Below are 13301 nucleotides of genomic sequence, written 5' to 3'. Positions count from 1 at the left end.
GCTCAACTCCCCTTTTTCTGGCGCAGCGCCTGCATCAGCCGGGTGGCGAGGCCGGGCTTCGTCACCTGTTTCGCGCGGCCCAGCGCCAGCGCATCGTCCGGCACGTCCTCGGTGATGACCGAGCCCGAGCCGGTCATCGCCCGCGCCCCCACCCGCACCGGCGCCACCAGCATGGTGTCCGAGCCGATGAAGGCATGGGCGCCGATCTCGGTCCGGTGCTTGCCGACGCCGTCGTAATTGCAGGTCACGGTGCCGGCGCCGATGTTGGTCGCCTCGCCGACATGGGCATCGCCGAGATAGGTCAGGTGGCCGACCTTGACGCCCTCGTCCAGCACCGGGTTCTTGATCTCGACGAAATTGCCGACATGCACGTCGCCGCCCAGTTCCGCCCCGGGCCGCAGCCGGGCAAGGGGCCGACGGTGGCGCCGGCGCTGACATGGCAGCCCTCGAGATGGCAGAAGGGCAGGATCTCGGCGCCGCTTTCGACGGTCACGCCGGGGCCGAAGACCACGTTCTGTCCGATCACCGCGTCGCGGCCGATGCAGGTGTCCAGCGAGAACCAGACCGCCGCCGGATCGGACAGCGTAACGCCGTTGTCCAGCGCATCCGCACGGGCGCGGGCCTGAAAGGCCGCCTCGGCCGCGGCAAGCTCGGCGCGGGTGTTGATGCCCAGGTTTCGTCCTCGTCGCAGGTCACGACATCGACGCGGTGACCGGCGGCGCGCGCCAGCCCCACGACGTCGGTCAGATAGTATTCGCCCGCCGCATTGTCATTGCCCAACTGCCCGACCAGATCGGCCAGCAGCGCCGCATCGGCGGCGATAACGCCAGGAATTGCACAGGCGGATGGCCCGCGTCGCCTCCATCGGCATCCTTGAATTCGACGATCCTTTCCAGCCCCTCGGGGCCGGTGACCAGACGACCGTAGCGGCCCGGATCGGCCGCCTCAAAGCCCAGAACCGCGACATCGGCGGGATGTTCGGCCAGTGCCAGCAGGGTTTCGGCCGTGATAAAGGGCGTGTCGCCATACAGAACGACCGCCCGCCCCCGAAAACCCGACAGCAGCGGCAGCGCCTGCGCGACCGCATGACCCGTGCCCAGTTGCTCCGCCTGCAGCGCGGTCTGGGCTTCGGCGTCCAGCTTTGCCAGCGCCTTTTCGACCAGCGCCGCGCCGTGGCCGGTGACGACCACCACCCGCTCGGGTTCCAGACTGCGCCCGGCGGCCAGTGCATGCGCGACCAGAGGCACGCCCGCCAGCCGGTGAAGGACCTTGGGCAGGTCGGATTGCATCCGGCTGCCCTGTCCGGCAGCCAGAACGATCAACGCAACGGGGTTTTCCGGCATTCCTGACTCGAGCCGCATTCATTGTCTTTCGGCTCTTCTAACTTTACGCAGATGCCGGGCCAAGGGCCAGCGGTTCACAGATCTTGACGGAAGGTTACAATGGCGGGAACGGTGGTCTTTGATACCGGACGGGACGCTTGCCGATACCTCGGGCGACCTGATTGCCGCCGGGAACGCCTGTTTCATCGACCGCGGGCTTGGCCCGCTGCTGGACCCGGCGCGCGATGCGCTGGTGGCCTTTCAGGGCGGCCGCGCGATCCTGCAGGCGGGCTATGCGTATTCCGGCGGATACGATCCTGCCCCCGAGGCGCTGGAACAGGACTATCCCCGCCTGATCGCCCATTATGGCCGCGCCATCGCGCCACCCATACCCGGCTTTACCCCGGCACCGAGACGGCGCTGGACCGGCTGGCCGACGCCGGCCACCGGCTGGCGGTCTGCACCAACAAGCCCTCTGCCCTGGCCGAGGTGCTGCTGCGCGAGCTGGGCATCCGCGAGCGTTTCGCCGCGATGATCGGCGCCGACACGCTGCCGGTGCGCAAGCCCGACCCCCGCCCCTATCGTCGCCGCCGTCGAGGGCGACGGGCGGCGAGCGTCGCGCAGTTCGTTCCGGGTCGGCGACACCGTTACGGATCTGCGCACGGCGCGGAGCGGCGGGAGTGCCTGTGGCCGCTGATCTCGCGCGCCTGGTCCCGAAGGCAAGGGCTGGCGCGGCTGGCGCCCGATGCGACGCTGGATCGGCGGCGGCCTGCCCGCGCTGGCGCAGAAGATGCGCTGGCCCGCGACACGCCTTCGGCGGCGTCCTGAGCGTCGACCTGCTGTCAAGATTTCCATGTCGACGAGATCCTGCGACCGGCAGCTGGACGACGCAGGAGACTTCTGCAATCAGAACAATCGGGACAATGTATCACGGCACGGGCCACCCATGCCGGTGGGCGGCTGACGACGGAAGGCCCATCGCGGGCGGCGCACCGCCTGCGACATGATTGCGCGTCAGGCCGGACCATCTGCCCGGCCGTGGCGCGGAACGATCGTTCCGCCTGACTTGGCGTTCAGCAGGCCATAGTTCTGTTCGCCGATGGAGGCGTAGAGATCCAGCTGGGTCTCGAGGAAGTCGATATGGCCTTCCTCGTCGGTCAGCAAATCATCGAACAGGTTCTTGCTGACATAATCGCCGACGTTGGAACAGTATTCGCGCGCCTCGATATAGAGCGTGCGGGCGTCATGCTCGGCCGCCAGGTCCGACTCGAGGGTCTCCTTGAGGTTCTGGCCGATCCGCAGCGGGTCCAGCTTCTGCAGGTTGGGATGGCCTTCCAGGAAGATGATTCGCTCGATCAGGCGATCGGCGTGGTTCATTTCCTCAATGGATTCGGCGCGCGACTTGTCGGCAATCTTGCCGAAACCCCAATCCTGTTGCAGCCGATAATGCAGCCAATACTGGCTGACCGCGGTAAGCTCAGACCGAAGCGCTGCGTTGAGATACTCGATGACCTTGGCGTCGCCCTTCATGGCTTTCCCCTTTGCGCGTGGCTTTCAGCCCCCGCAGGATCGGGGGCACGGCCAGATTATCGCATCCGCGCATGGTGTCCAGAAACAAGGGCATACAGCCGCCACAATCCGCGCGCTTGCCAAGCGCGTGATAGATCTTGCCGGGGGTGATGATCGTCTCGGGGTCCGAGGCCCGCATCCAGTCGACAGCCGCCTTGATGTCGTGGTCGGAAATCTGTGTGCAGTGGCAGACGATCATGGGTTCACCTGAGATTTGGCTATAACTGACAGATTCGCTCAGCGAAGTAAAGCCCGAGTTTTTCACTTTGGCTTCATCGCCGCGCGGGCCGGCTTGACGCCCCGGCGCGGCAGGGACAGAACCCGGGGCATGAGACTTGAGGATTTCGACTTCCACCTGCCCGAGGGGCTGATCGCGACCCGCCCTGCGCGGCCACGGTCCGCGGCGCGGTTGCTGCTGGCCCAGGGGGACGTGATCCGCGACCTGCATGTGGCCGACCTGGCCGAACTGCTGGGGCCGGGCGATCTTTTGGTGCTGAACGACACCAAGGTCATCCCGGCACGGCTGACCGGCACCCGCCGGCGCGCCACGCCGCAGGGCGATGCGGTGGCCAAGGTCGAGATCACGCTGCTGGAGCCCGCCGCCGACGGCTGGAACGCGCTGGCGAAGCCCCTGCGCAAGCTGAAGCAGGGCGAGGTGATCCGCTTCTCGGACGCGCTGTCGGCCGAGGTGGCCGAGATCGGCGAGGCCGGGCTGCGGCTGCGCTTCGACACAACCGGCGAGGCCTTCGACGCCGCGCTGGCCCAGGTCGGCGCCATGCCGCTGCCGCCCTATATCGCCGCGCTGCGCGCGCCGGACGAGGCCGACCGGACCGATTACCAGACCGTCTGGGCCCGCCATTCCGGCGCCGTCGCCGCCCCACCGCCAGCCTGCATTTCGACGAGCCGCTGCTGGCGGCGCTGCGCGCGCGCGGCGTGCGCTTCGCCCATGTCACGCTGCATGTCGGCGCCGGCACCTTCCTGCCGGTCAAGGTCGAGGACGTGACCACCCACAAGATGCACGGCGAATGGGGCGAGGTCACGGCTGAGGCCGCCGCCGCGATCAACGCCGCCCGCGCCGCCGGCGGCAGGGTGATCCCGGTCGGCACCACGGCGCTGCGGCTGATCGAGATCGGCGGCCACGCCCGAGGGACTGGTGAGGCCGTTCCGCGACGTGACCGAAATCTTCATCTATCCGGGCTATCGCTTCCGGGTGACGGATGCGCTGATGACGAATTTCCACCTGCCGAAATCGACGCTGCTGATGCTGGTCTCAGCCCTGATGGGCCAGGATCGCATCCGCTCCATCTATCGCCATGCCGTCGAGATCGGGCTATCGCTTCTTCAGCTATGGCGATGCCTCGCTTCTGATACCGTCGAGGGAATGATGCTGACCGTTCTGCGCACCACCTGGCCGCTGTTGCTGGGCATCCTTCTGCTGATGGTCGGCAATGGCATGCAGGGCACCCTGCTGGGCGTGCGCGGCAAGATCGAGGGCATCTCGACCACGCAGATGTCGGTGGTGATGGCGGCCTATTTCGGCGGCTTCCTGCTGGGTTCGCGCGTGGTGCCGCAGATGATCCGCAGCGTCGGCCACGTCCGGGTCTTCGCGGCGCTCGGCTCGCTGATCTCCTCGGTGCTGATCCTTTATGCGGCGGCGCCCGAATGGCTGGCCTGGGCGGCGATGCGGCTCTTGATCGGCTTCTGCTTTTCGGGCGTCTACATCACCGCGGAAAGCTGGCTCAACGCCTCGACCAGCAACGAGACGCGCGGCCAGGCGCTCTCGGCCTACATGATCATGCAGATGCTGGGCATCATCACGGCGCAGCTGCTGATGAACACGGCGGACCCGGCGGGCTACCTGCTGTTCGTGATCCCCTCGGTGCTGGTCAGCCTGTCCTTCCTGCCGATCCTGCTGTCGCGCCAGCCGGCGCCGCAATTCGCCACGCTGAAGCGGATGAGCTTTCGCGACCTTTTCGCCGCCTCGCCGCTGGGCTGCATCGGCATGTTCCTGATGGGCGGGGTGTTCTCGGCGTTGTTCGGCATGGCTTCGGTCTGGGGCTCGATGAAGGGCCTGTCGGTGCGCGAGATCTCGGCCTTCGTCGCGGCGATCTATGCGGGCGGCCTCTTGCTGCAATATCCGGTGGGCTGGCTTTCCGACCACGGCGACCGGCGGCTGATCGTGCTGGGGCTGGCGATTCTGGGCACGGCGGTGGCGGGCGCGACGGTGCTGCTGCAACCCGGGATCTGGGGCCTGCTGCTGGCGGCGGCCGTGGTCGGCGGCGTCGCCAACCCGGTCTATTCGCTGCTGCTGGCCTATACCAACGACTTCCTCGACAACAGCGACATGGCGGCGGCCTCGGCCGGGCTGCTGTTCATCAACGGGCTCGGCGCCATGGCCGGGCCGCTGATCACCGGCTGGCTGATGTCCTGGCTGGGCCCGGACGGATTCTGGGTCTATATCGCCGCGTTGCTGGCGCTGCTGGCGCTTTATACCTTCTATCGCCGCACCCGCCGCCCGGCGCCGATGCTGGACCAGAGCTTTGCGGTCATCGCCCCCTCGGCCACCCCCATCGCGGTCGAGGCGGCGCTGGAGACCGCCGGCCCCGACGACGGCCCGCCGCGCCCCGACTGACGGGGTTGCGGCGGCCGGCCGGCTCTGCAACCATCCTGCGGAAACGGAGGGCCGAGCATGACCGAAACCGTCACCCCGCAAGCGATCAACCGCTTCTGGCTCGATGAGGTCGGCGAAACCGGCTGGTATGTCCGCTCGGATCTGCTGGACGAAACCATCCGCCAGCGCTTCCTGCCGATATGGGAACGCGCCGCCGAACTGGCCCCCGCCTGGGCCGCAACGCCCGAGGGCGCGCTGGCCGCGCTGATCCTGACCGACCAGTTCCCGCGCAACCTGTTCCGCGAGGACGCCCGCGCCTTCGCGACCGACCCGCTGGCCCGCGACCTGGCCCGCGCCGCGCTGGACCGCGGCTTTCCCCGGCGCATCGGCCTGCCGGCGCGGCAGTTCTTCTTCATGCCCTTCGAGCATTCCGAGGACCTGGCCGACCAGGACCGCGCCGTGGCGCTGTTCCAGGAATTCATGCCCGGCGAAAGCCTGCGCCACGCGCAGATCCACCGCGACACGATCGCGAAATTCGGCCGCTTCCCCTGGCGCAACGCGGCTCTGGGCCGCAACCCGACTCCGGCGGAAATCCGCGTGATGCAGGCCGGCGGCTATGCCGCGCTGGTCTCCGGCAAGCTGTCGCTTGTGGATGTCTGAAAAATGGTTTAACGCTGAACTATCTTTTTCCAGAGGGGGAATTCCATGGCGCAAGGCTTCGACATGGTGGTGATCGGTTCCGGCCCGGGCGGCTATGTCTGCGCCATCCGCGGCGCGCAGCTGGGCCTGAAGGTCGCGGTGATCGAACGCGAGCATCTGGGCGGCATCTGCCTGAACTGGGGCTGCATCCCGACCAAGGCGCTGTTGCGCTCGGCCGAGGTGTTCCACCTGATGCACCGCGCCAAGGAATTCGGCCTCTCCGCCGACAAGATCGGCTATGATCTCGGCGCCGTGGTGCAGCGTTCGCGCGGCGTGGCGAAACAGCTCGCCGGCGGCGTCGGCCACCTGCTGAAAAAGAACAAGGTCACCGTCATCATGGGCGAGGCGACGCTGACCGCCCCCGGCAAGCTGTCGGTCAAGACCGACAAGGGGGCCGAGGAGGTCACCGGCAAGGCCATCGTGCTCGCCACCGGCGCCCGCGCCCGCAACCTGCCGGGGCTGGAAGCGGACGGCGACCTGGTCTGGAACTACAAGCACGCGCTGCAACCGCCGCAGATGCCCAAGAAGCTGCTGGTGATCGGCTCGGGTGCGATCGGCATCGAATTCGCCAGCTTCTTCAACACGCTGGGCGCCGACACCACCGTGGTCGAGGTCATGGACCGCGTGCTGCCGGTCGAGGATGCCGAGATCTCCGCCTTGGCCAAGAAGCAATTCGTCAAGCAGGGCATGAAGATCCTGGAAAAGGCCACGGTCAAGAAGCTGGACCGCGCCCCCGGCAAGGTCACCGCCCATATCGAGAAGGACGGCAAGACCGAGACGCAGGACTTCGACACGGTGATCTCGGCCGTCGGCATCGTCGGCAATGTCGAAAACCTCGGGCTGGAAAAGCTGGGCGCCAAGATCGACCGCACCCATGTCGTCACCGACGAATATTGCCGCACCGGTGTCGAGGGACTCTATGCCATCGGCGACGTGGCCGGCGCGCCCTGGCTGGCGCACAAGGCCAGCCATGAAGGCGTCATGGTCGCGGAAGCTGATCGCCGGCCAGCACCCGCACCCGATCAAGCCGAACTCGATCCCCGGCTGCACCTATTGCAACCCGCAGGTCGCCTCGGTCGGCCTGACCGAAGAGAAAGCGAAAGCAGCGGGTTACGAGATCAAGGTCGGCCGCTTCCCCTTCATCGGCAACGGCAAGGCCATCGCGCTCGGCGAACCCGAGGGACTGATCAAGACCGTCTTCGACGCCAAGACCGGCGAGTTGCTGGGCGCCCACATGGTCGGCGCCGAGGTCACCGAGCTGATCCAGGGCTATGTCGTCGGCCGCACGCTGGAAACCACCGAAGCCGAGCTGATGGAGACGGTGTTCCCGCACCCGACCCTGTCCGAGATGATGCACGAATCCGTGCTCTCGGCCTATGGCCGCGCCATCCATTTCTGACGGACAAGGGGCCGCGCGCCCCTGCTTCTTTCTTGCCGAAATATCCTCGGGGGTCCGGGGGCAGACAGCCCCCGGCGCAAGGGTTCAGCCCAGCGGCATCCGCGCCTCGGCCATGCCGGCATACCAGCTCGAACCGGCCGGAATCGCATTGTCGTCGAAGTTGTAGGCCGGATGATGCACCATCGCGGTGTCGCCATTGCCGACGAAGATATAGGCGCCGGGCCGCGCATTCAGCATATAGCTGAAATCCTCGCCCGCCATCAGCGGCGCCATCTCGGTATTCACGTCACCCGCCACAGATCGCGCGACTTCCGCCGCATAAACAGTGGATTGCGGATCATTCATCGTCACCGGATAGCCGCGTTCATATTGAACCTCCGCCTGGGCGCCAAAGGCGGCGGCGGTGTTGGTGGCGATGCGGGCGATGCCGTCCTCGAGCTGGTCGCGCACCTCGGGATGCGAGGCTGCGGGCGGTGCCTTTCAGCGTCACGACCTGGGGAATGACGTTATGGGCGGTCGAGTCGGTCTGCACCACGCAGACTGAGATCACGCCGCTTTTCAGCGGGTCGACGTTGCGCGAGACCACCGATTGCAGCGCCACGATCGATCTGCGCCGCGACCAGCGTGGTGTCGATCGCCTCATGCGGCTTGGCGGCATGGCCGCCCTTGCCGGTCACCACGATGTCGAACTGGTCGGTGGCGGCCATCATCGCGCCCTCGCGGATGGCGAAGCTGCCGACCGGATAGCCGGGCATGTTGTGCATGCCATAGAATTCCTGGATGCCCCAGCGCTCGACCAGCCCGTCCTCGACCATGGCGCGCCCGCCGCCGCCGCCCTCTTCGGCGGGCTGGAAGATGACCACGGCACGACCGTCGAAATTGCGCGTCTCGGCCAGGTATTTCGCCGCGCCCAGCAGCATGGCGGTGTGGCCGTCATGGCCGCAGGCATGCATAACCCCCGGATTTTTCGAGGCATAATCCACGCCGGTCTTTTCGGCGATCGGCAGCCGCGTCCATGTCGGCGCGCAGCCCGATCACCCTGCCCTCGGCTGTCGCTGAACGGCCCCCGGATCACGCCCACGACGCCGGTCCGGCCGATGCCCTCGGTCGACCTCGTCCACGCCGAATTCGCGCAGCAATCGGCCACCCGCCCCGAGGTGCGGGGCAGGTCATACATGATTTCCGGGTGCCGGTGAAAATCCCGGCGCCACGCGGTCATTTCTGGCAACAGTTCCGCAAATCGGTTCTTGATCGGCATGATGGGCTCTCCTTCGTCGGGATAACCGCGCCTGGGGAAACTGCGCGGCCCGCGCCTTAAAGACCCGGCCCCAGAACGATCGGCGACCCGTCGGTAAAGCGCCCATAGCGGAACCGCGTCAGATCATGCCCCGGATCGCGCCCCCGCATCAGATCGGCCATGACCTATCGACGCCCGGCCCGATCCCGAACCCATGGCCGGACAGGCTCGTCGCGATAAAGAAACCCGAAACCGGACTTTCATCCAGCACCGGCACCTGATCGGGCAAGGTGTCGATCATCCCGGCCCGTGCACGCGCCAGTTCGACCTGCTGACGCGCGGAGCGCGGGCGAAATCCTGTTGCAGCCTGGCCAGCCGACCGGGATGGGCGCGGGGTCCAGAACGCGCATCCGCTCGAACGGGGAAATCTCTTCAGCCTTCCAGCGCCGCGCGGTGCCCCAGCCATCCGGAAAGCCCTTTGGCGACAGCGGGCGCAGCCGGGTATGGCGCAACTCGCGCCGGATCAGTTCGCGACAGTTTAGATGGCGCATGGCGTAGGAACCAGCATCATGTTCGACTTCGGCGCCAGCGTATAGTTGCCGTCCTTCGCGGCGAAAGGCGAATTGCTGTCCGCCGCGCCTTCGAAATCAGCGGCAGTGGGACCGTCGCGGCCACTGTCGCCCGCACCGCAAGCTGCGGCAGGGGCGTTCCGGCATTCCCGCCAAACAGCCCTGACCATGCCCTGCCCGCCAATAACACCCGGCCGGCCCGGATCAGCCCGCGTTCCGTGGTGAACGCCCGTCACCGCGCCATTCGCGACCTCGACCGTGCGGGCGGCGCAGTTTTCCGCGATGCCCAGCCCTTCGGCATGGGCCATGGCGGCGATGGCGGGAACGGCAGTCCAGGGTTCGGCCCGCGCATCCGACGGCGTCGTCAACCCGCCGATCCAGCCCGAGGCATTGGGCAGAACCGCATCCAGTTCCGCCCGGTCGACCAGCCGCGTATCCAGCCCGTGATCGCGGGCAATCGCCAGCCAGTCCTGATAGCGCGCCATCGTCGCCTCATCCTCGGCCAGATAGGTGACGCCGCCGCGCACCAGCCCGACATGGGCGCCCAGTCCCTGATCCAGCCGTTCCCACAGGCGCAGCGATCTGATCATGATCGGCAGCTCCGCCGGATCGCGCCCCTGCTGGCGCACCCATCCCCAGTTGCGAGAGCTTTGTTCCGCCGCGATCCGGCCCTTTTCGCACAGGAACACCCGCAGCCCGGCGCGGGTCAGATACAGCCCGGTCATCACCCCGGCGATGCCGCCGCCGATGATGACGACATCGCAGACGCGCGGCGGATCGTCCGAGAAACGCACGGGATCGGTCAGGGAAATCGGGCCTCCGATACGGGTCATGCCACAAGGCCCGCAAATTGGTCGGATCTGTCCACGCCTGCCCCTACCCGCTTATCCCCGTTCAGGTCGTATCATGCCGTGGAAAAGCTGGCGGGCAAGCGGCTGAATGAATTTGCGCGGCAGGATCAGCAGCATCGGCCCGTCGATCTCCAGCCCGACCGGGCCGGTGACGCGGTTCGATGTGCCGATCCGCCCGTCCGGCGCAAATCCGATACCGTCGATGGGCCATTCCGGCCCCCGGCTGCGCCCCGAAACGGCGCCCATCGGAAACAGCGACAACCGCGTGCCGACGGGCAGGTCCAGCGCGCCCGGATGCGCGGGGCAGCGCAGCGCGCCACATCCTGGTCCGACAGCAGCAGCACGGGCGGCGCGGGGTGGCGCGCCAGCACATTCATCGCGGCCAGCGCATGGTCCAGCCGCCCGCCCGAAAACCCGACCGCGACGACAAAGGGCGCGGCGATCCCGGGTCAGGCATTTTTCGAAATCGGTGCTGTCCTGTTCGGCGACAGGATGCAACAGGTCCGCCGGGATCGCCCGGCGTGCCGCATCGGAAACCACTGTCGAAATCACCGATCACCGCATCGGGGACATGCCCCGCCGCAAGCACCCGGTCCGCCCCGCCATCCGCCGCGACCAGCCCCGGCGCAAGATCAAGCGCAAGCGCCAGATCATCGGCGGCAACCGGCCCCCCTCCGACCAGCGTGACGCCGGTGGCGAAGGGCGGCAGGGCGGTCATTCCTCTTTCCCGATGCCGCGAAAGACGCGCTTGAACGGAAAGGCCCAGATGATGCCAAGCGCGACATAGATCAGCAGTTCGATCCAGATCGGCTGGCGCCCCCATGTCCGGTCCATCCAGTTCACCAGCGTCACCGCGACGACGATATACAGCGGCAACCCGACCAGCAGGATCACCAGCGACCAGCGTTTGCGTGTCTTGAGGTCCATGTCCCGTCCCTTCGGATTGCCCGGCGTGTCGCGATCAATCCTCGAAAGGATCGGTCACCAGAATCGTGTCGTCGCGTTCGGGGCTGGTCGACAGCAGCGCGACGGGACAATGGATCAGTTCCTCGATGCGGCGGACGTATTTGATCGCCTCGGCGGGCAGATCGGCCCAGCTCCGCGCGCCGGCGGTCGATTCCTGCCAGCCCGGCATTTCCTCGTAGATCGGGGTGACGCGGGCCTGCAGGGCGGCGGCGGTCGGCAGGTGGTCGTAGCGGGTGCCATCGACTTCGTAGCCGACGCAGATCTTCAGCGTCTTGAAACCGTCCAGCACGTCCAGCTTGGTCAGGGCAATGCCATCGACGCCGGAAATCGCACAGGTCTGGCGCACCAGCACCGCGTCGAACCAGCCGCAGCGGCGCTTGCGGCCGGTGACCGTGCCGAATTCATGCCCGCGCTCGCCAAGGCGCTGGCCATCCTCATCCTCAAGCTCGGTCGGGAAGGGGCCGGAACCGACGCGGGTCGTATAGGCCTTGACGATGCCCAGCACGAAACCGATGGCCGACGGCCCCATGCCGGTCCCCGAGGCCGCCATCCCCGACATCGTCGTGGACGAGGTGACATAGGGATAGGTGCCAGAGTCGATATCCAGCAGGCTGCCCTGCGCGCCTTCGAACAGGATGCGCTGCGCCTGACTTGCGGGCATCGTTCATCACCTTCCAGACGGGCTGGGCGTATTGCAGCAGCTTCGGCGCGATCTCCAGCAGCGCGGCGCGCAGCGCGGCGCGGTCGATGGGCGTGGCGCCCAGACCCGCGCGCAGCGCATCGTGATGGGCCAGCAGGCGGTCGATCTGCGCGTCCAGCGTTTCTTCGTCCCCCAGATCGGCGACGCGGATGGTGCGGCGGCCGACCTTGTCCTCATAGGCCGGGCCGATGCCGCGGCCGGTGGTGCCGATCTTCGACGCGCCCGCGGCTTCCTCGCGCAGCTTGTCCAGATCCTGATGCAGCGGCAGGATCAGCGGCGTGTTTTCCGCGATCATCAGGTTTTCCGGGCTGATCTCGACGCCCTGCAGACGACAGCTTGTCGATTTCCGCGAAAAGGTGCCAGGGGTCCAGAACGACGCCATTGCCGATCACCGCCATCTTGCCCTTGCGCACGATGCCCGAGGGCAGCAGCGACAGCTTGTACACCTGATTGCCGATGACCAGCGTATGGCCGGCGTTATGGCCGCCCTGAAACCGCGCGATCACATCGGCGCGTTCCGACAGCCAGTCAACGATCTTGCCCTTGCCCTCGTCGCCCCACTGCGCGCCGACAACCACCACATTGGCCATGTTCTACCCTTTCGGTCACGAATGCCCCGCGCGTGCATAAGGGCCATTTCGCCAAGGTGAAAGCGCAAACGGCGCTGCCCGGATTTCGGGCGATTGCCCCAAATCCGGGCAGTTGCGGGATCGCGCGCCGCGCGGCGCCGCCAAATCTTGCCTGTCCCGGCCACCCCCTGACTAATCGAACGGCAAGGAGACCAGAAATGTTGCAACAGCCGATCCTTCCCGGACCGCATCATGGATTGCCGCGCGCGATGGGCACGCTGCGCGCCGAGTTCGCGCCCCACCTGCGCCCGGATCTGGCCCCGGGCGCACGGCTGACCAGCCTGCGCCAGTCGGGTTCCGCCAAGGGCGTGCTGACCTCGCCCGACTGTGGCGAGCTGGTGATCCTGAACACCTCGGGCGGGCTGACGGGGGGCGATGATTTTTCCGTCCTTGTCGGTGTCCAGCCCGGTGCGCGGCTGACGGTGACGACGCAGACCGCCGAACGCGCCTATCGCTCGACCACCGGGCAGGCGCAGGTGCGGATGCGTTACGACGTGGGCGATGGCGGCCATCTGGATCTGGTGCCGCAGGAAACCATCCTGTTCGACCGCGCCGTGCTGCGCCGCGATCAGGTGATCGCGCTGCATGGCCGCGCGACCTGCCCGTGGGCAGAAACACTGATTCTGGGCCGCACGGCGATGGGCGAAACGCTGGAAACGCTGGATCTGCGCGACAGCCGCCGCATCACCCGCGACGCAGAGCCGTTGTTCATCGAAAACCTGCGCCTTGATCTGCAGGCGCTGGCCCGG

Annotated in this window: 11 protein-coding genes and 6 pseudogenes; 7 read left to right on the top strand and 10 right to left on the bottom strand. The window is 67.1% G+C overall.

Annotated features, from left to right (window positions below; all coding sequences use genetic code 11):
- Nucleotides 1-2 precede the first annotated feature (2 nt).
- A pseudogene (glmU, locus tag PE067_RS14325) lies at nt 3-1343 on the bottom strand (bifunctional UDP-N-acetylglucosamine diphosphorylase/glucosamine-1-phosphate N-acetyltransferase GlmU).
- Nucleotides 1344-1461: 118 nt separating this feature from the next.
- Between glmU and PE067_RS14320 the strand changes: the two are divergent.
- Both PE067_RS14320 and PE067_RS14315 read left to right on the top strand, forming a co-directional pair.
- Nucleotides 1462-1857, top strand: a complete 396-nt coding sequence (locus PE067_RS14320) for a hypothetical protein (RefSeq protein ID WP_276190784.1) — start codon at nt 1462-1464, stop codon at nt 1855-1857.
- Nucleotides 1743-2150 (top strand): HAD family hydrolase, encoded by a 408-nt coding sequence (locus PE067_RS14315; RefSeq protein WP_276190767.1) that lies wholly within the window; start codon nt 1743-1745, stop codon nt 2148-2150. Before PE067_RS14320 ends, PE067_RS14315 begins: the two co-directional genes overlap by 115 nt.
- Nucleotides 2151-2336: 186 nt before the next feature.
- Here PE067_RS14315 and bfr read toward each other — a convergent pair whose 3' ends face one another.
- Both bfr and PE067_RS14305 read right to left on the bottom strand, forming a co-directional pair.
- The gene (gene bfr, locus PE067_RS14310; RefSeq protein ID WP_276190307.1) at nt 2337-2852 is read right to left on the bottom strand and encodes a bacterioferritin; all 516 of its coding nucleotides are present in this window, start codon (nt 2850-2852) and stop codon (nt 2337-2339) included.
- Nucleotides 2800-3090, bottom strand: a complete 291-nt coding sequence (locus tag PE067_RS14305; RefSeq protein ID WP_081614927.1) for a (2Fe-2S)-binding protein — start codon at nt 3088-3090, stop codon at nt 2800-2802. The genes bfr and PE067_RS14305 overlap by 53 nt, the downstream gene beginning before the upstream one ends.
- Nucleotides 3091-3219: 129 nt before the next feature.
- On the opposite strand from PE067_RS14305, the pseudogene PE067_RS14300 reads away from it, so the two are divergent.
- From PE067_RS14300 to lpdA, 5 genes and pseudogenes are all read left to right on the top strand, one after another.
- A pseudogene (locus PE067_RS14300) lies at nt 3220-3714 on the top strand (S-adenosylmethionine:tRNA ribosyltransferase-isomerase); the annotation flags it as partial.
- A gap of 110 nt (nt 3715-3824) precedes the next feature.
- Nucleotides 3825-3962 (top strand): annotated as a pseudogene (locus PE067_RS14295) (S-adenosylmethionine:tRNA ribosyltransferase-isomerase); the annotation flags it as partial.
- 82 nt (nt 3963-4044) lie between these two features.
- A complete protein-coding gene (locus PE067_RS14290) occupies nt 4045-5523 on the top strand; it encodes an MFS transporter (RefSeq protein WP_276190305.1) in 1479 nt (492 codons plus the stop codon).
- A gap of 57 nt (nt 5524-5580) precedes the next feature.
- Nucleotides 5581-6162: a DUF924 family protein gene (locus PE067_RS14285; protein WP_062562066.1), complete on the top strand. Its 582-nt coding sequence runs from the start codon at nt 5581-5583 to the stop codon at nt 6160-6162.
- A gap of 45 nt (nt 6163-6207) precedes the next feature.
- Nucleotides 6208-7600 (top strand): annotated as a pseudogene (gene lpdA / locus PE067_RS14280) (dihydrolipoyl dehydrogenase).
- Nucleotides 7601-7684: 84 nt separating this feature from the next.
- Here lpdA and PE067_RS14275 read toward each other — a convergent pair.
- The 7 genes and pseudogenes from PE067_RS14275 to PE067_RS14245 all read right to left on the bottom strand — a co-directional run bounded on the left by PE067_RS14275 (nt 7685) and on the right by PE067_RS14245 (nt 13139).
- A pseudogene (locus PE067_RS14275) lies at nt 7685-8858 on the bottom strand (M20 aminoacylase family protein).
- Nucleotides 8859-9006: 148 nt separating this feature from the next.
- On the bottom strand, nt 9007-9138 hold the full coding sequence (locus tag PE067_RS14270; RefSeq protein ID WP_276190304.1) for an FAD-dependent oxidoreductase: 132 nt from the start codon (nt 9136-9138) through the stop codon (nt 9007-9009).
- Between the two features lie 237 nt (nt 9139-9375).
- Nucleotides 9376-10239, bottom strand: coding sequence for an FAD-dependent oxidoreductase (locus PE067_RS14265; protein WP_276190303.1), 864 nt, complete (start codon nt 10237-10239; stop codon nt 9376-9378).
- Nucleotides 10240-10290: 51 nt separating this feature from the next.
- The gene (locus PE067_RS14260) at nt 10291-10809 is read right to left on the bottom strand and encodes a thiamine pyrophosphokinase (protein WP_346429700.1); all 519 of its coding nucleotides are present in this window, start codon (nt 10807-10809) and stop codon (nt 10291-10293) included.
- 162 nt (nt 10810-10971) lie between these two features.
- Entirely contained in the window at nt 10972-11184 is a 213-nt protein-coding gene (locus PE067_RS14255) for a DUF2842 domain-containing protein (RefSeq protein ID WP_276190302.1), read from the bottom strand.
- Between the two features lie 34 nt (nt 11185-11218).
- Nucleotides 11219-12513, bottom strand: a pseudogene (locus PE067_RS14250) (adenylosuccinate synthase).
- Nucleotides 12426-13139 carry a hypothetical protein gene (locus tag PE067_RS14245; RefSeq protein ID WP_276190301.1) on the bottom strand — a complete coding sequence of 238 codons (714 nt, stop codon included), beginning with the start codon at nt 13137-13139 and terminating at the stop codon, nt 12426-12428. Before PE067_RS14245 ends, PE067_RS14250 begins: the two are co-directional and overlap by 88 nt.
- Nucleotides 13140-13301: the final 162 nt, after the last annotated feature.

This window comes from Paracoccus sp. DMF-8 (assembly GCF_029309835.1).
Classification (GTDB): Bacteria; Pseudomonadota; Alphaproteobacteria; order Rhodobacterales; family Rhodobacteraceae; genus Paracoccus.
Note: the sequence above shows the minus strand (reverse complement) of the source record. Positions and strands in the feature narration are given on the sequence as shown.

Bases quoted from the DNA above. Each gene is read 5' to 3' on its own strand.
- bfr (WP_276190307.1), bottom strand. From the start codon at position 2,852: ATGAAGGGCGACGCCAAGGTCATCGAGTATCTCAACGCAGCGCTTCGG.
- PE067_RS14305 (WP_081614927.1), bottom strand. From the start codon at position 3,090: ATGATCGTCTGCCACTGCACACAGATTTCCGACCACGACATCAAGGCG.
- PE067_RS14285 (WP_062562066.1), top strand. From the start codon at position 5,581: ATGACCGAAACCGTCACCCCGCAAGCGATCAACCGCTTCTGGCTCGAT.
- PE067_RS14270 (WP_276190304.1), bottom strand. From the start codon at position 9,138: ATGATCGACACCTTGCCCGATCAGGTGCCGGTGCTGGATGAAAGTCCG.
- PE067_RS14265 (WP_276190303.1), bottom strand. From the start codon at position 10,239: ATGACCCGTATCGGAGGCCCGATTTCCCTGACCGATCCCGTGCGTTTC.
- PE067_RS14255 (WP_276190302.1), bottom strand. From the start codon at position 11,184: ATGGACCTCAAGACACGCAAACGCTGGTCGCTGGTGATCCTGCTGGTC.
- PE067_RS14245 (WP_276190301.1), bottom strand. From the start codon at position 13,139: ATGCAGCGCGATCACCTGATCGCGGCGCAGCACGGCGCGGTCGAACAG.